The following is a 17,051-nucleotide window of genomic DNA, read 5'->3' on the forward strand; positions in this document are numbered from 1 at the left end:
TGTATATGTCAATATTAAAAAAGCCTTATGACTTTTTCGTCATAAAGCTAATATAAATATTACTCTATTTTATAAAAATCTCGATACACTTTGAAAAGGCTATTTTTAGCTTTTCAATAAAGACTTTAATAAAAGTTATAATTTTAAAATCATTTCATATTGACTAACTCCACATTCAAATCCTAATTTCAGTAAAAAATCTTTCATAGATCTAGATTCTCCATCTACATTTATAACATTAATATTATATGATTCTGTATTTTTCATTAAATCTGTAAGGATACTCCTTGCAATTCCTTTACGTCTGTAATTTTTGTTTACTGCTATTTGTGGAATATCTCCTGTTTTCTTATCAATAACTCCGTAGCCAACAGTATTATCATCCAACCGTACAATAGAATATATGAATGCATCTGATACAACATTAATGGAATCAATAGAGTTCTGCCAAGATGGTACGAAGTCCCAAAACTCTGTTAGTTCTCTCCAATCATTTGAATTAATCGTATTAACATGTTCAACCTTATAAGTTGTTATAGGATTATATTTATTTTTATCTAAATGAAAACATTCAAAATCCCTTAAAATCTTAAAGCCTTGTTTTTTATAAAGTTGAAGTGCAGATGTATTTGATTGAATTACTTCAAGTAAATACTGCTCTACTCCCATTTCTTTAAATAATTGTCTTACATTTAGTAGCATATTACTTGTTATGCCTTGTTTTCTATAAGTTTCTATAACACCTGTTCCTGTATCATAAGCAGTTAATTTCCCATCCCAATTTCTCACTCCATTTAAAACGAATCCAACTAATGTCTCATCATTAAATGCCCCTATAGAGGCTTTAGCAACATAACCTCTTCGTTGAAGCATATATTGAAATTTTAAAATAGGTAAATCCATTTTTACTTGATAATCAGAAAATGCATTTAAAAATGTCTCGTGCAACTTTTCAATACCTATATTTTCCAGGGTATCATAACTAAACATTTCTTATTCTCTCCTATCTAAAAATTATTATATAAACATGGTTCTTAATGCTTCTTTCTTAAGCACCTAAAATATATAATTATTCTTTTATATCCAGACTCTATTCTCTTTAGATATATAATTATAAAATATTATATTATTGATAAGAAATTATGCTAAATAATACTATAATTGTTTAAATTGTAAATTTTAATTTAGCTATTTTTAATTCTTTTCTTTTTAGATTTTGGCATAGGAAGTTCTTTATAAGTTGCAAACACAATTTTATTTAAATATTCCCTATTATCTAAGGATTCAATAAGAAATGAGGGCTTGGCACCTTCATAAGCAGGTGCTTCTATGACTTCATTTAATAAATCTCTACCTGCCTTTGTTATCCTTAAGAAAAATTGATTATCGCATATTAATCCTATTATTTTGTTATTACAATAAACTCCGTAATCACCAAACATTTTCTTATAAGTTATATTCCCAGCGTCACCTATTTGATCACAAACGTATTCTACAAATTCTATATTCGAAGCCATATTCATCCCCCTATTATCTAAAACTTTTTCATAGTATAACTTTTATTCATTATATAGACTAAAAATATTAATTTTATACAATATTTATTTAGATATATTGGAACATGGGAAAACTTTATTAGGATCTGATCCTGCCCTTAATCCCTTGTCTAATTGTTGAATTCTATCCATATCTTCTTTACTTATTTCAAAATCAAATATATCTGCATTCTCTTTTATTCTTAATGGAGTTACTGATTTAGGAATAGTAACTACACCCATTTGTAAATCCCATCTTAGTACAATTTCAGATATTGTTTTCTCATATTTTTTAGCAAGATCCTGTAAAAGTTCAATTTCGAATACTTTACCTCTCATTAATGGGGACCATGCTTCTAACTGTATATTATTTTTGCTGCAGAATTCCATTAGCTCCTTTTGAATAAGCTGAGGATGGAATTCTACCTGATTTACCATTGGCATAATTTCAACATCTTCTAATAACCACTTTAAGTGATCAACTAAAAAATTACTTATTCCAATAGCTTTTACACGTCCTTCTTTATAAAGTTTTTCTAAAGCCTTCCATGTTTCTTTAGTCAAAGATTGAGGCCAATGAACTAAATATAGATCAAGATAGTCTGTGCCAAGTTTTTTTATAGAATTTTCGAAGGATCTTAAAGTTTTTTCATAACCTTGATCTGAGTTCCAAACTTTACTTACTAAAAATATCTCTTCTCTAGGAATTCCACTTTCTTTTATTGCGGTGCCAACTCCCTCTTCATTACCATAATAAGAAGCAGTATCTATATGACGGTATCCAATTCTAAGTGCTTCTTTTACTGACTGAATAACTATATTTCCATTTTCAGCCTTATAAGTACCAAATCCAAGCCACGGCATTTTTACTCCGTTATTTAAAATTGTATAACTTTTTATATCTTGCATTAAATCACTCCTTACAATTTTTATATTTCTGTTTTCTCAACCTATCGAAATATAATAGTTTCAGCAAAAATCATTACTTCCCAGAAATAAGAGAGAAATCAATATCAAAAACTTACAAATAGTAATTGTATGATTTTTAAAGCTATTTTTTCATAATTACTTAACACAACTTAATAGCCTGCATAAGTTAGTTTGTATACTACAATTCTATTTCAAAAAGCATACTCTTACTTATACAATATGTTTTTTCTTTGGTTTTTTCTTAATTTTTATCATTTCTATTAATTCATTTATATATTTATCATCTTGAATCCTTATTAATAACCATTTCCCATCATGATAATGCTTAGTATCATTAAAAATTCGCTTCATATAATCACTAAATTCATCTCTTCTACTTTCAAATTGTTCAATCTCTTTTTTACCATACACAAGAACACAAGAAAAAGCATTTTTTTCTGGAAATAATGATAACAATGTTTTGCCACTTCTCCTAAACCTTATCAATACTCCATAATTTTTTCCACCATAATGTATTTCTTTATTAAAGTCATAATTTTCTTCGATAAAGGTAACTATTTTATCAAAGTTTTTTACTGCACTATTGCCAATAAAACATCTCATTTCATCATAGGTCGGTAATGGTTCTTTATTATACATTCTTTCAAGATCCATTTTTGTATTACCCCCTTAATATTATAATTTTCTTGTTTATATAATATCAAATCAATTATGACAACATTATGTCATATAAGGAGCAGTATTATATGTTCATATCATCCCTTCCTAAAATTATGCTTTGTGTTCTTCCCATAGACAATCTGTTACTTTCATTTCAGTAAATGTAACCTTAAAAGAATTTTTGCTTGGTGAACATGCAAGCAAACCAAATTTAATTTCTTTTGCTCCTTCAAATAAGTGAAAAATTCTCATTTGCTTAAAGTTTACACCATCAAAGGAATTTTCAAAACAGTAATCACTTCCTCTCCTACTTAACCTATACCACATAGATTTTACAGATGATCCAATATCCATAGTTGCCCAATCAGAATATCCATGATTAGTTACAACACTTCCAAGCCATGAAGTATTATTATCATGAAATTCAATGCATGCCTTTGCCCAATTTTCACTATTTTGATAAATGGCAAGTCCACATTGATCAAACAATGCTGTGCTATTAAAATCTGTCTTTACTGTAAAGGAAAAATACTTTTCATCTGTTGTAACATAAAGAACATGAGCATTATCATTTCTAAATCCATAATAAGTTCTTTGCCAAAAATCAGTGTTAGGCTCTGTTATTATTTCAACCCTATCCTCTTTTATTAAATAATTCTTAGGCTCAAAAAACCATTTGGCTTCTTTTGTATTAAATCTAAACATAATTTATCTTTAGTTAGAGAGTGTGTTACAAGTACACATCCCTACTAAATACTCACTTCCTTTCTTTTTACACTATTTTATGTGTATAGCCTATTGTGATAACTTTGTCCATAATTATAAAAATAAGGATTATTCTCAAGATCTTTAGAAATCCTTTTTTAAATAAACCATATCAATTAGTTGTATCCCATTCTCATAAATAGGATGATCATAATTATCGATAAAAAAATTTTTAACTCTATGAGAAATTTTAAATCCACAATGCTTATAAAAGGGAATTGTCAATGGACTATCTCCAGTACCTACAAGCATTGTTTTGCATTTATCCTTATAATATTCAAATACGTACTTAATTAACTGACTTCCATAACCTTGTCCCTGATATTTTTCATATGTTGCTATATTCTTTATCTCATATACGCCTTCCTTTTCCTTAGTTACTACACAAATACTTTTTAAATCTTCATCATATAGAGCAAACATTTCCCCACGGTTTAAATATTTATCAATCATACTTTCTTGTTCATCTGCTAAAAGTAATAAATCTAAAAAACTTCTTTTATTCTCTTTTATTATTTTAATTTCCATGGTATCCCCCTATTACGTAAATAAGCTTTACTTCTTTTTATTTTACAAGTATATCTTAATCGCCTAAAAAACTAATTATTTCATCCATACATAAATCCACATTTTCAAAATATCTTGTTTATATTTATTTTATATAAATGCCCATTTTTATCTTCATGAATATATTTATAATTAAACACAAATATGTACTAAATCCTAATTTTATTATACTATGATCATTATCTTAAGACCTTCTTCATAATAAAATTTTTTAAAAATTGTCCATTCCGTTGAACATATTGTTCTTTTACAACCTCATAACCTCGTTTCTTGAAAAAAGGTTTGGCTGTAATAGAGGCATTAGTTGTTACAATACTGATATGATTTTCCTGTGCATAACTTTCTAACTCACTAGCAATTGTAGTTGCTACACCAATACCTTGATAATCCTTATGAACATATAGTCTATCAAGATATCCAGTTGCATCTAAATCTCCAAATCCTATGATAACACCGTTTTCCTCAGCCACAATAGAATAATGTTGTGAAAGAGATTTATCCCATAAAGCAATATCAATTTCTTTAGGTGCCCATACATCAAGTTGTTCAAGGCTATAATCCCTTGAATTTATTGAATGAACAGTATTATAAAATAATTCTAAGATTTCTCTACAATCCTCTAATTTATACATTCTTATGTTCATTGTAAGATCCTCCTAGTCTTTTAAAAGTTTAAATTTATGCAGGTTCTTCTTCAATGATATACCAACTATCTCCTGTGACTTTAACAGTAAGAGTTATTGGTATATCTCAAGAGTCTCCTATTGATTTATTTTGTGAATCTTTTATTTCAACTGAATAGTTCATTTTTACATAAACTATATTATTTATTTTCTTTTTAATAACAAACACAACCTTTCATATATATATTTATGCTCATTATCTCACAGCATTTTTTCGTATAATCTAAACCAGTTTAACCCATAGTTTCCAAGTCGTAAGTCAACTGTATCAATATATTTAAAACCACATTTTTCATATAGCTTAATGGCAGGTATATTACCTTCATAAACATCCAACCTAATTGATTTAGCTCCTAACTTAATACTGTGTTCAATAGAAAAATCCATTAATGATTTCCCTACACCACATTTCAAAAATTTAGGATGCACTACAAATGTATATACAACTAAAACATCTGAATAGTCAGACTCAAATTCCCATTTAGCTTTATGATATGCAGATTCAGGTTCAGGGCTCAAGATAACAGAACCAATAATTTTTCTATTATATTTTAATACATATAGATTACCATGTTTAATTCCATCAATTGCATTTTGCCTAACTGGATATATACCCTTTATCCATCCAGGATAGTTTACTCCTTTTTCTAAATAGTCGTTCAAATCGTTATAAAGCTGTTCTAATTCATCAATATCATTTACTTTTCCTAGCTCAAAAATCATATCCATATGTATATCTCTCCAATCAACGTAGAATATAAATAACCCTTGCACTATTTTACAAATATGTATTAAATCATAGCTTAATTGTATACATTATAAATATTAATTTCAATATAATGTATATATTTACTCATAAAAGCATTTAATCCACAATTAATTACTTTAAGTATTTTTAAGATTAATTGATTTTAAACTATAAATCTATAATTAAAACACACATAATATATAAATATAATTTTATGATTTATAATGTTATGATAAAATATAATACAATGATACATTCATTACAAAAAAGTACTTTATATAATTAAAATAATTAATTATATAGAGTTATTTTGTTAATATATAATGAGTTTATGGGAGCAAATAAAATTGATTAAGGAAAATTTGAATTTAGATAAGGTCATAGATCTAAAAAAATGGGTTAAACTACAGGACTCTTTATCATTAGTTACTAAGGCGGCTATAATAATCGTGGATTATAAGGGAAATCCAGTTACAAAACATAGTGGTTGTAATAGGTTTTGCAGCGCAGTAAGATCAAATCCACATCTTGTGAAGTATTGTCAAAAATGTGATTCAAGGGGTGGATTAGAAGCAGTTCGTTTAAATAAACCATACATATATTTATGTCATTATAATATAGTGGATATAGCAATTCCAATAATTGTAGATGGCAAATATATTGGAGCAATTATGGCTGGGCAAATAAAACTATCTGATTATAATGCTTCAGATTTTTTAGAACAAATAGTTATAACACCTAAAAATTCTATAGCTAGACACGCCTTAGAAGAATTTAAAGAATATTATGATGAAATTCCTGTTTTATCATTAAAAGAAGTGAAAGAAATAGCTAATATGTTATTTTCTTTATGCAATTATTTAGTAGAAGAAGCTTTAAATAAAAATTTAATTTCAGAAATATATCAAAAAACTGTAACGTCTGAATCAAAAATAGATTCAAACACCTTAACAGGATATACAATGAAAAATATTGAACATGCAAAAAAAGAAATATCTAATGCTTTACTAAATTCTTATGTAAAAGAAAATCTTTCAAGTGATAATTTAGATATTTCAGTAAGCAATACATTAAAGCCTGCTATTGAGTATATCTATAATCATAAAAGCGAAAATATTACTGCAAAAAAAATGGCAGAGGTTTGCCATATAAGTCCTAGTTATTTTAGTAGGCTATTTGCAAAAGAAACAGGAAAAAGTTTTTCAAGCTTTGTTTCTAATCTAAAAATAGATTGGGCAAAAAACTTATTAGAAGAAACAGATATGCATGTAAATGAAATCAGTGATGAACTTGGCTTTAATGAAACAGGCTATTTTATAAAAATATTCAAAAAATATGAAGGTGTAACCCCTTTTGTATATGGAAAGTACTGTAAAAAAAATAAAAAATATTAATATGTAACACTTTCTATATACAAATTACTATAAGAATTAAAAAGTATTAAAATATCCTATTTATATTTATATATATAAATCATTGAAAAAGCAAAAAAATATTCTTCATACATTACCTATAATAGATTTAATTTTAATATATAAAATACATTTAATGAACCTACTAATTTAGAATTTCTTAACAAACTAAAGTAGTTTATAAATGTATTTTTTGTCTTTAAAATTAAGTCTTTTTTATTTTTTCCCTTTTTTATATATTCTGAATATTTCCTCTCAATTGTAACCTTTTACATATTTACCCTTTAATATTTTTACATATATCCCATTTTAAACAATGAAAAGATATGAAATTACAACAAATTTACTCAACCACAAAAAAATACGATTTTTAATCATAATTTTTTGTCATGTAAGTCCAATGCATATTTATGTAAACGATATTACAATAAAGACAAGTTAAAAAATAAAAATATTTTTACAAATTAAGGGGAGATTATAATGAGAAAAGCATTTATTTGTCCAACTAAATATGTTCAAGGTGAAGATGAATTATTAAACTTAGGTTATTTTGTAAAGAGCTTTGGGGAATCAGCTCTATTAATAGCTCACAAAGATGATATAAAGCGTGTTAAAGATAAATTAGATTCAACTGCTAAAAAATTTGGAATTACTTTTGTAGAAAGTGAATTCTGTGGAGAATGTTCAAGAGAAGAAGTTGCAAGATTACAAGAAATTGCAAAAAATAATAAATGTGCATGCACTATAGGACTTGGTGGTGGTAAAGCTATCGATACAGCAAAATGTGTTGCTAAAGGTAATTCACTAATAATTGTTCCAACAATAGCAGCTACAGATGCCCCAACTAGTCACTCTGCTGTACTTTACACACCAGACGGTTCCTTTGATGATTACGCTTATTTCTGGCAAAGTCCAACTGTAATTTTAATAGATACTACAGTTATTGCAAATGCTCCAACAAGATTCTTAGTTTCAGGAATGGGTGATGCATTATCAACATATTTCGAAGCAAGAGCAACTTCAAATTCTTTTTCAAATGTTAATGCAGGTTTACCTTGTGGTGTTAGAGAAGGATTATGTCCACCAGCAAAAGGAACTAACACAGCATTAACACTTGCAAAAGCTTGTTATAAAACATTACTAGAAGATGGTGTAAAAGCAAAAATAGCATCAGATTGTAATTTAGTAACACAAGCATTAGAAAACATAATAGAAACAAATATTCTTTTATCAGGCCTAGGTTTTGAAAGTGCTGGTTTAGCAGCTGCTCATGCAATCCATGATGGATTAACTATACTAGAGGGAACTCATAAATACTTTCATGGAGAAAAAGTTGCCTTTGGAACAATTGCTCAATTAGTTCTTGAAAATGCACCAAAAGAAGAAATCGACGAAGTAATAAACTTCTGCTTAGAAATTGGACTTCCTGTTTGTTTAGAAGATATTGGTGTAGACAGTATTACTGATGAAGAACTTATGGAAGTAGCTAAAAAATCTTGTATAGAAGAAGAATCAATGCACTCTATGCCGTTTAAGGTAACTCCAGAAGCAGTGGCCGCAGCAATAATAACAGCAGATACATTAGGTAAAAAATATAAATCAAATAAATAGAGGTGTAAATATGAAAAAAATAATAAATAAACCTGAAACTGTAGTTATGGAAATGTGTAATGGAATAGCTATGGCACATCCAGAATTAGAGTTTGTTAGAAAATATAAAATAATGAAAAAAAAGAATATAAACAAAAATAAAGTTAGCTTAATTAGTGGTGGTGGAAGTGGTCACGAACCAGCTCATGCCGGATTTATTGGAAAAGGAATGCTGGATGCAGCAGTATGCGGAGATGTGTTTGCTTCTCCATCCCAAATTCAAGTGTATAAAGCTATAAAAGCTACAGCCAGTGAAAAAGGAACTTTATTAATCATAAAAAATTATAGTGGAGACATTATGAACTTTAAAAATGCCGCACATTTAGCTAGTGAAGATGGTATTAAAGTTGATTATGTAAAAGTTGATGATGATATAGCTGTTGAGGATAGTTTATATACTGTAGGACGCAGAGGGGTTGCTGGTACCGTACTAGTGCATAAAATAGCCGGTGCAGCTGCCGAATTAGGTTTATCTTTAGAAGAAGTTAAATCAATTGCCGAAAAAGCCATAGCTAATGTTAGAAGTTTAGGTTTTGCATTATCATCTTGTACAGTTCCTGCTAAAAGAACTCCAACTTTTCAATTAGCAGAAGATGAGATGGAATTCGGTGTTGGAATCCACGGTGAACCTGGAATAGTGAGAGAAAAGATTGCTACAGCAGATGAATTAGCTAAAAAAATTGTTGATTCCATATTAAAAGACATGAAAATAGATGGATCAAATAATGAAGAAGTCGCATTATTAATTAATGGTTTTGGTGCTACCCCTCTACAAGAATTATATCTTTTTAATAATTCAGTTACTGCTGAGCTTGCAAAGAGAAATATAAAGATAAATAGAATATTTGTAGGAAACTATATGACTAGTATAGATATGGAAGGTGCTTCAGTATCTATTATGAAACTAGATAAAGAGCTTAAAGAGTTATTATCAAAAGAAAGTGACACTCCTGCATTTAAAGTTTCAGGACCAGTTGAACCGGTTCAATATATAGCTTTAGAAAACAATAATGATGCTATAAAAGAAGTTACTTTTGATTTAGAAACATGTGATTGTCACAGTGAAATTAAAGATGAAAAAATCACTTTAGATAATATGATTTATATTATAGATAAGATGAGTGAAGTAATAATAGCAAATGAAGTTCATTTCTGTGAATTAGATTCTCATGCTGGTGATGGTGATTTTGGTATGAGTGTAGCAAAAGGCTTTAAACAATTAAAAAGAGAATGGAAAGCTATACTTAAAGAAGATAATATGACTATTGGTAAATTCTTAAACGAATGCTCTTTAATAATTATGGAGCATTGTGGTGGAGCATCAGGTCCAATATGGGGATCAGCATTTAGATCCGCTGGAAAAAAGGTCGGAGATAAAAAAGAATTATCAGTTTCAGATTTTGCTGAAATGATGCAAGCAGCAGTAAAAGGAATACAAGCTACAGGAGAACGTTCTTTTGGAAGAGGAGCAGTAGTTGGAGATAAAACTTTAATTGATGCATTAGTTCCTTGTGCTGATTTGTGGAGTGAAAGTGCTAATAACAATACTTCTATCCATGAAGCCTTCCAAAAAGGTGCCGCTGCGGCAGTTAAAGGTGCAAAAATGACTGAAGAAATAGTAGCACGTATGGGTAGAGCAGGCACAGTTGGTGAAAGAAGTATTGGTTACCCAGATGCAGGTGCTTATGGATTAGGAGTTATATTTACAGAAATATCAAATTCATTAAAATAAGCCTTCTAATATTATAATAACTCATACAATTATTATAATTTAAAATTTAACCTAAAGACTCCAGTAAATACCTTATTTTTACTGGAGTTTTTATTTTTACCCTTTTTTAAAATATTTCATTTATTCGATGACTATTCACTCTAATATTCCCACTTTCTTAAAAATGAAAGTAAAGAGCGAGCTAGCATTTTATAAGCTTTACTTGGAGTAAAAATTCCCTCTAAAGCTTATAAATCTGTTTATTATATGCTATTTTAAGTTGTTACTTTTCAACAATAATTCTACAAGTTAATTTAAAAATATTTTATATTTTATTTACTATCGCTATGATAAATTGAAGTTATAATAAGTTAGGATAACTTATTAAATTATTTTAATAACCCATTGCTTTCCTATGATAAAGCAATGGGTTGATACTTCTTATCTGCTATGATAAAATTATTTTTGGCAATGTAAAATTCCTGTCATTTATTGACGATTAATTATATTTTATGCACACATTTTATGATTGATTGTTAATCAAAAAACAAAGTAAAGGTTTTTGGGAGGAATTTTTATGAACAAAAAATTAATTGCTATCACATTATCTACATTAGTATTGGTAGGAGGTATTACTGGTTGCTCTAATAAAAGTACTAGCACAAATAGTGACAGTACTAAAACTGAACAATCTGCTGATAAGCCACTAAAACTAGATTTTGTACAAACTAGTAGACATGATGATAGTGCAAACAAATTTTCAATGGTTTATGATAAAAAACCAGAAAAATCTTTAGCGGTAACAAATTGTATGATCGAAATGATGTTATCTATGGGATTACAAGACAAAATGGCTGGTACTGCATACGCAGAAAACAATATACTACCAGATTTAAAACCTGCCTATGATAAGGTACCCGTTATGAGTAAAACTTATCCATCTAAAGAACAAATACTATCAAATGGAGTTGACTTTATAATAGGTTGGGGTGGCGACTTCAATGATAAAGGTGTTGGTAGTATAGACTGGTTAAACGAAAATAAAATAAAAGCTTATATTCCAAGATCTGTAAGTCCAGATGCAACGGTTGATTCTATCTATGAAGATTTTAAAAATCTTGGAATAATCTTTGGCAAGGAAGATAAAGCTAAAGAATTAACAGAAAAAATGAAATCAGAACTAAAAGAAACTACGGACAAAATTAAAAACGTTGATAAAAAAGTAAAAGTTTTAGGATATGACTCTGGAAAAGATAAAGCTGTAGTTGTTGGAAAAGGTATAAATAACGAACTAATTAAACTTGCACAGGGTGAAAATGTCTTCGGCGATATGAAAAAAGATTACCCTGAAGTATCTATGGAAGAAATAATAAAAAGAAATCCAGATGTAATAATGGTTTTAGAGTATTCTGTTGGAAACGGTGGAGATACCTTTGAAAACAAGGTTAAAGCTCTTAAAGCAAATCCTGCTTTAAAGGATGTAAATGCTATAAAAAACAACAAGTTTATAAAAGTTGAATTAACTGAATTATATCCTGGTGTAAGAGTTCCTAAAACTGTAAATAAATTAGCTAAAGAATTCTACCCAGATAAATTTTAGTTGGTGATAAAAATGAATAATAATAAAAAAACTTTAAAGTGCAAAAATAATTGCACTTTAAAATTTATTCTATTAATTATAGCCTTGTTTGTAATAACTACAGTTTGCATAACCTTTGGTTCTGTAAAAATAGATGTAGGTGTAACCTTTAAATCCCTTATAAATAACATATTAAACAAAGAAATTTTTGCTAAAGATTGGCCAAATAATATTGATAATATAGTTTTTAAATTAAGACTTCCGAGATTGCTTCTAGCTATAGTTTCTGGTGGTGCTTTAGCCCTTGTGGGAATTTTAATGCAAACTTTAACTAGAAACTCACTGGCAGATCCATACATATTAGGTATATCCTCTGGTGCATCTGCAGGGGCTACCCTATCCATAGTATTAGGTGTTTTAAGTTCTTTTGGACATCTTGGAATAGCCTTGGGAGCATTTTTAGGTTCCTTGATTGCATCTATTATGGTATTTAAAATATCCGGAGTAAGTAAAGTGTATTCTAAAACTAAATTAATACTAACTGGAGTTGCTGTATCCTCTATATTTACTGCAGTAACAAACTTTATAATAACCTTTGCCAAAAATGATAGCTTAGTTAAAAGCGCAGTATTTTGGACTATTGGTAGTTTAGCAGGAGCAAACTATAATCAAGTAAAGTTTTCTCTTGTAATAATGCTTATAACCGCCATTTTAAGTATGTTATTATATAAAGATTTAGATGCTATGCTTTTAGGTGAAGCCGTAGCAAAAAATATAGGTATAAATACTAAATTTATAATTAGATTTATAATGATAGCTTCTACACTTTTAACAGGTACTATAGTAGCTTTTACAGGAGTAATTGGATTTGTAGGCCTTATAGTTCCTCATATAGCAAGGCAAATGGTAGGTTCTTCTCATAAAAAATTAATACCCTTTGGTATTGTTATTGGATCAATATTAATGGTAATTACAGATACTATAGCTAGAACTATATTATCTCCACAGGAAGTTCCTATAGGAGTAATAACTGCATTTCTAGGAGGTCCTTTCTTCCTATATTTAATGCAAAAAAGCACCTATAGATTTGGAGGTAAGTAAATGAAATTAAAATTAGAAGGTATAAAATATGATATAGGTTCGAAAGAGCTTTTACGTGGAATAGATTTAAATGTAGAGAAAAACCATTTTGTTGGATTAATAGGTCCAAATGGCTGCGGAAAAACTACATTATTAAAAAATATATATAGATATTTAACTCCTAAAGAAGGATCTGTGTATATAGATGATAAAAATATCTATGGAATGAAAAACAAAGAACTGTCCAGACTTATGGCTGTAGTTATGCAAGAACATTCATTAGAATTTGATTTTAGTGTAAAAGAAATAGTAGCTATGGGAAGATTTTCTTCCAACAATCGATTTGCCAGTGTAGATGAAGAAGATGAAAAATTTATAGAAAAATCTCTAAAAAATGTAGGCCTTGAGGAATGCGGAAATAGAAGTTTTTTAAGTTTATCTGGTGGTGAAAAACAAAGGGTTATGATAGCTATGGCTTTGTGCCAAAATACAGATCTTATAGTATTAGATGAACCTACTAACCACTTAGATATAAAATATCAACTTCAAATAATTCATATGTTAAGACATTTGGATATTACAACTTTTACAACCCTTCATGATATGAATATAGCCGCTACATTCTGTGACTATATATATGTAATGAAGAAAGGTAAAATAGTTACCCATGGCCCTGTAGAAAAAGTATTTACAGAGGAAATGTTTAGAGAAGTTTTTGAAGTAGAAGCTCATATCTATAGGAATCCATATAATAATAAATTAAATGTGAGTTACCTAACGTGTTGTAAATAAGGTGTACACACCCTTGGTTTTAAAAAGGATATATGGTGTACCAGACACTTACTTCGATAAGAGATTCTAAGCTGTTCTTTCTTAAAATATATGCTTCTAAATTATAACTCGCTGAATGCTCAAACAATAATTTAGAAGATACATATATTTTGAAAAAACAGCTAAAAATCTCTAATCTCGTTCGGATGCCTGTTACACCATATATCCATATTTTTAAACCAAGGGAAGTTTGTATCCCCTTTTAAAGTTCTAAAACTAAAATTGTAGATTTTACATAACAAAGTAGAATAGAATCCTTCCCCATATATACTCTAACTATAAACTTTAGTATATTAAAATTCGATATATATTTAAAAAAATACTGAATAATATCTGATTATTGTCAATTGTCCATTGCTAATTGTATCTGTACTCTTCCCAAAGTACTCTTTCCTCTAAACAAAAGTCCCGTTTACTTCACGCTTAAATATTAGTTCACAAATAAAGTATTCTAATTTATTTTTCTATATATTTATTTTCTTAATTATATTAATATATTTACTTTGGTTCCTTTGCCTAGTTCACTTTCAATAGTTATATCCCCTCCATGGGCAACAATTGTTTCTTTTGATATAGCCATTCCAAGACCTGATCCTTTGTGGCGCTCTCCCGTATTAGTTCCTCTATAATATCTATCAAAAATTCTATTTAACTCTTCTCCTTTTATTCCCCTACCATTGTCTTCAATAATTATACTTATCTTATCCTGTTTTTTTAGTGTAACATCTATCTTTACATCTTCACTATTGTGCACAATAGCATTAAATAAAATATTAATTATAGCTCTTCTTATAAGAATTTTGTCTCCATTTATTTCAATATTGTCATTCTCACAGTGAAAATCTATTTCCCTATTTTCATATCTAGTATCATTTAATATATCTATTATAATATCCTTTATTAAATTAACTAGATTAATTTTTTCCTTATTTAAAGTTAAAGTATTATTTTTTAATCTAGTAGATAGATTTAAATCTTCTACTAATTCTTTAATATATTTAGATTTATTTTCTATGATTTCAGCGTACTCTCCTATTTCCTCTTTTGTAAAATCATAATCTTCATCTTTTATTATTTCTGCATAACCTTGAATAGAAGCTAATGGAGTTTTTATATCATGAGAAATGTTTGAGATCCATTCTTCTCTCATATTATCTAGCTTTTTTCTATTCCTTTTATTCTCTTGTAATCTATCTGATAAATTATTTAAACTATAATATAAATCATTATACATTCCTTTAGGCTCATAATATAAATCATATTCTTCATTTTCTAATTTTTTTACGCCCAGCAATATCTCCCCTAAGGGATTAGTTAATTTTCTAATAAAAAGGTATCCAAAAATTAGGGCTATAATTCCATCTACAATAATAATTATTATTGTAGCAGATTTTATAAGTTGGATTACTTCTGAGTTCCTAGTAGTAATTACATATTTGGTTATGTCATTATCCTCAAATCCTATAATATAAGTTAATCTTTTATTTCCTATATCTTTTTCAGCTACAAAATTAGTAGACAATTCATTTTGTTTATCAGAAGTTTTATATTTATGTAAATTTACTATTTCTGCAGCAGTAGGTTTATTTTTTATATAAGAAGGCTTTTTATAACTATAAACTTCATTATTGTTAGCATCTACAATCTGTATCCAACCATTGTTACTATCTAATATAGCTTTGCCTTTATCATCAATATATATTTTATTATCTGCTTCTTTAATATTCGAAGAAAAATTTCTAACTGAATCTTCAATTTTATATTTTTTAGAGCTAATCTCATTAGCATTTCTATAAATTGCGAGTCCAATTAAAGATACAATATTTATTATGACTACAGTTATAACTACGCAAATAACTGTTACTAAAAATCTGCCTGTAATTCTCCACTTCATATTATTTTTCATTTTTTATCACCAATTTGTATCCTAATCCTTTAACATTTATTAAATATTCTGGTCTTGATGGCTCTTTTTCAATTTTTTCTCTAAGTCTTCTAATGTGGACCATTATTGTATTGTCAAATCCATAATAATCTTCCCCCCAAACATTATCACAAATTTTTTCTTTACTTATTATTTGATTTGGATGTTTTGCAAAAAAAGTTATTAATGCTAGTTCTTTAGGTTTTAATTCTATAATTTCCCCATCTCTTTTAAATTCTGCCTTACTTATATTTAGCTCAAAGGGCCCAAAGGATAAAATATTTTTTTCTTCCTTAACTTCATCTACATAAGAATATCTTCTTAAATGGGCTTTTACTCTATAAGCTAATTCCTTTGTACTGAAAGGCTTAGTTATATAATCATCTCCCCCTATAGCAAATCCTAATATTTTATCTATTTCTTCACCCTTAGCAGATAAAAATAATATAGGAACCTTAGATTTAGCTCTTATGGTTTTACATAATTCATACCCTTCCCCATCTGGTAGCATAACATCTAAAATTAAAATATCTGGTTCTACTTTATTAAACTCTTTTAACCCATCTTCTAAGTTTGTAGCATAATATATATTTTGGAATCCTTCTTTTTTAAGTACTGTTCTTATTAATCTAACTATATCCTCTTCGTCATCAATTATTAGTATTTTTTTATTATTTAGAGATATTGTATCCATGTAACTCCCTCTTTTTCTTTTTAAATTTAGTATAAATTTAAATTTTTATTAGCTTAAATTTATTATAACAAACTTATTTTTAGTATAACAAAATTTTAAACATTATATCAATTATATTAAACCATAACAACATATTTTTATAAAATCTACAACAGTATAAAAATTCTAAATCTCTGTGACACTAAAATAGATTTAATTTTAATATAAGAAAAGAGAAAAAAATACACGTAATAAACATGTAATTAAGCTTTAGTAGTTATAAATCTAGGAAGGCATTAAAAA

General features: G+C 28.0%; 16 protein-coding genes. 6 read left to right on the plus strand and 10 right to left on the minus strand.

The features are described from left to right. Nucleotides 1–135: 135 nt before the first annotated feature. From ACYUDJ_RS05680 to ACYUDJ_RS05715, 8 genes are all read right to left on the minus strand, one after another. Nucleotides 136–990 carry a GNAT family N-acetyltransferase gene (locus ACYUDJ_RS05680; RefSeq protein WP_003489297.1) on the minus strand — a complete coding sequence of 285 codons (855 nt, stop codon included), beginning with the start codon at nt 988–990 and terminating at the stop codon, nt 136–138. A 194-nt stretch (nt 991–1,184) separates the two neighbouring features. Further along, a complete protein-coding gene (locus tag ACYUDJ_RS05685) occupies nt 1,185–1,517 on the minus strand; it encodes a TfoX/Sxy family protein (protein ID WP_003489295.1) in 333 nt (110 codons plus the stop codon). A gap of 84 nt (nt 1,518–1,601) precedes the next feature. After that, a complete protein-coding gene (locus ACYUDJ_RS05690; RefSeq protein WP_003489293.1) occupies nt 1,602–2,444 on the minus strand; it encodes an aldo/keto reductase in 843 nt (280 codons plus the stop codon). 231 nt (nt 2,445–2,675) lie between these two features. Continuing rightward, nucleotides 2,676–3,119: a DUF3788 domain-containing protein gene (locus ACYUDJ_RS05695; RefSeq protein ID WP_003489291.1), complete on the minus strand. Its 444-nt coding sequence runs from the start codon at nt 3,117–3,119 to the stop codon at nt 2,676–2,678. Between the two features lie 117 nt (nt 3,120–3,236). Next, entirely contained in the window at nt 3,237–3,830 is a 594-nt protein-coding gene (locus ACYUDJ_RS05700) for a DUF1349 domain-containing protein (RefSeq protein ID WP_003489289.1), read from the minus strand. Nucleotides 3,831–3,974: 144 nt separating this feature from the next. Further along, nucleotides 3,975–4,418, minus strand: coding sequence for a GNAT family N-acetyltransferase (locus tag ACYUDJ_RS05705; RefSeq protein ID WP_003489286.1), 444 nt, complete (start codon nt 4,416–4,418; stop codon nt 3,975–3,977). Between the two features lie 218 nt (nt 4,419–4,636). Further along, nucleotides 4,637–5,101 carry a GNAT family N-acetyltransferase gene (locus tag ACYUDJ_RS05710; RefSeq protein WP_042386366.1) on the minus strand — a complete coding sequence of 155 codons (465 nt, stop codon included), beginning with the start codon at nt 5,099–5,101 and terminating at the stop codon, nt 4,637–4,639. Between the two features lie 240 nt (nt 5,102–5,341). Continuing rightward, nucleotides 5,342–5,869, minus strand: coding sequence for a GNAT family N-acetyltransferase (locus ACYUDJ_RS05715; protein ID WP_042386365.1), 528 nt, complete (start codon nt 5,867–5,869; stop codon nt 5,342–5,344). Nucleotides 5,870–6,235: 366 nt separating this feature from the next. On the opposite strand from ACYUDJ_RS05715, the gene ACYUDJ_RS05720 reads away from it, so the two are divergent. The 6 genes from ACYUDJ_RS05720 (at nt 6,236) to ACYUDJ_RS05745 (ending at nt 14,112) form a co-directional block, all read left to right on the plus strand. Then, entirely contained in the window at nt 6,236–7,282 is a 1,047-nt protein-coding gene (locus ACYUDJ_RS05720; RefSeq protein WP_042386363.1) for a PocR ligand-binding domain-containing protein, read from the plus strand. 498 nt (nt 7,283–7,780) lie between these two features. Beyond that, on the plus strand, nt 7,781–8,911 hold the full coding sequence (locus ACYUDJ_RS05725; RefSeq protein WP_003489279.1) for a glycerol dehydrogenase: 1,131 nt from the start codon (nt 7,781–7,783) through the stop codon (nt 8,909–8,911). A gap of 10 nt (nt 8,912–8,921) precedes the next feature. Next, nucleotides 8,922–10,682 carry a dihydroxyacetone kinase subunit DhaK gene (dhaK, locus tag ACYUDJ_RS05730; protein WP_003489277.1) on the plus strand — a complete coding sequence of 587 codons (1,761 nt, stop codon included), beginning with the start codon at nt 8,922–8,924 and terminating at the stop codon, nt 10,680–10,682. A gap of 556 nt (nt 10,683–11,238) precedes the next feature. After that, complete coding sequence (locus tag ACYUDJ_RS05735) at nt 11,239–12,261, plus strand: ABC transporter substrate-binding protein (RefSeq protein WP_003489274.1); 1,023 nt, start codon at nt 11,239–11,241, stop codon at nt 12,259–12,261. A gap of 12 nt (nt 12,262–12,273) precedes the next feature. Then, nucleotides 12,274–13,341: a FecCD family ABC transporter permease gene (locus tag ACYUDJ_RS05740; RefSeq protein WP_003489272.1), complete on the plus strand. Its 1,068-nt coding sequence runs from the start codon at nt 12,274–12,276 to the stop codon at nt 13,339–13,341. After that, a complete protein-coding gene (locus ACYUDJ_RS05745; RefSeq protein WP_003489270.1) occupies nt 13,342–14,112 on the plus strand; it encodes an ABC transporter ATP-binding protein in 771 nt (256 codons plus the stop codon). It begins immediately after the preceding gene. A gap of 523 nt (nt 14,113–14,635) precedes the next feature. Here ACYUDJ_RS05745 and ACYUDJ_RS05750 read toward each other — a convergent pair. Further along, nucleotides 14,636–16,057 carry a sensor histidine kinase gene (locus ACYUDJ_RS05750; protein WP_003489268.1) on the minus strand — a complete coding sequence of 474 codons (1,422 nt, stop codon included), beginning with the start codon at nt 16,055–16,057 and terminating at the stop codon, nt 14,636–14,638. Continuing rightward, nucleotides 16,047–16,769 (minus strand): response regulator transcription factor, encoded by a 723-nt coding sequence (locus ACYUDJ_RS05755; RefSeq protein WP_003489267.1) that lies wholly within the window; start codon nt 16,767–16,769, stop codon nt 16,047–16,049. Before ACYUDJ_RS05755 ends, ACYUDJ_RS05750 begins: the two co-directional genes overlap by 11 nt. Between the last annotated feature and the right edge of the window lie 282 nt (nt 16,770–17,051).

The sequence above is a fragment of the Clostridium sp. CTA-6 genome (genome assembly GCF_054768115.1).

Excerpts from the sequence above, each read along its gene's own strand:
- ACYUDJ_RS05680 (WP_003489297.1), bottom strand. The coding sequence starts at position 990 with ATGTTTAGTTATGATACCCTGGAAAATATAGGTATTGAAAAGTTGCAC.
- ACYUDJ_RS05685 (WP_003489295.1), bottom strand. The coding sequence starts at position 1,517 with ATGGCTTCGAATATAGAATTTGTAGAATACGTTTGTGATCAAATAGGT.
- ACYUDJ_RS05690 (WP_003489293.1), bottom strand. The coding sequence starts at position 2,444 with ATGCAAGATATAAAAAGTTATACAATTTTAAATAACGGAGTAAAAATG.
- ACYUDJ_RS05695 (WP_003489291.1), bottom strand. The coding sequence starts at position 3,119 with ATGGATCTTGAAAGAATGTATAATAAAGAACCATTACCGACCTATGAT.
- ACYUDJ_RS05700 (WP_003489289.1), bottom strand. The coding sequence starts at position 3,830 with ATGTTTAGATTTAATACAAAAGAAGCCAAATGGTTTTTTGAGCCTAAG.
- ACYUDJ_RS05705 (WP_003489286.1), bottom strand. The coding sequence starts at position 4,418 with ATGGAAATTAAAATAATAAAAGAGAATAAAAGAAGTTTTTTAGATTTA.
- ACYUDJ_RS05710 (WP_042386366.1), bottom strand. The coding sequence starts at position 5,101 with ATGAACATAAGAATGTATAAATTAGAGGATTGTAGAGAAATCTTAGAA.
- ACYUDJ_RS05715 (WP_042386365.1), bottom strand. The coding sequence starts at position 5,869 with ATGGATATGATTTTTGAGCTAGGAAAAGTAAATGATATTGATGAATTA.
- ACYUDJ_RS05725 (WP_003489279.1), top strand. The coding sequence starts at position 7,781 with ATGAGAAAAGCATTTATTTGTCCAACTAAATATGTTCAAGGTGAAGAT.
- dhaK (WP_003489277.1), top strand. The coding sequence starts at position 8,922 with ATGAAAAAAATAATAAATAAACCTGAAACTGTAGTTATGGAAATGTGT.
- ACYUDJ_RS05735 (WP_003489274.1), top strand. The coding sequence starts at position 11,239 with ATGAACAAAAAATTAATTGCTATCACATTATCTACATTAGTATTGGTA.
- ACYUDJ_RS05740 (WP_003489272.1), top strand. The coding sequence starts at position 12,274 with ATGAATAATAATAAAAAAACTTTAAAGTGCAAAAATAATTGCACTTTA.
- ACYUDJ_RS05745 (WP_003489270.1), top strand. The coding sequence starts at position 13,342 with ATGAAATTAAAATTAGAAGGTATAAAATATGATATAGGTTCGAAAGAG.
- ACYUDJ_RS05750 (WP_003489268.1), bottom strand. The coding sequence starts at position 16,057 with ATGAAAAATAATATGAAGTGGAGAATTACAGGCAGATTTTTAGTAACA.
- ACYUDJ_RS05755 (WP_003489267.1), bottom strand. The coding sequence starts at position 16,769 with ATGGATACAATATCTCTAAATAATAAAAAAATACTAATAATTGATGAC.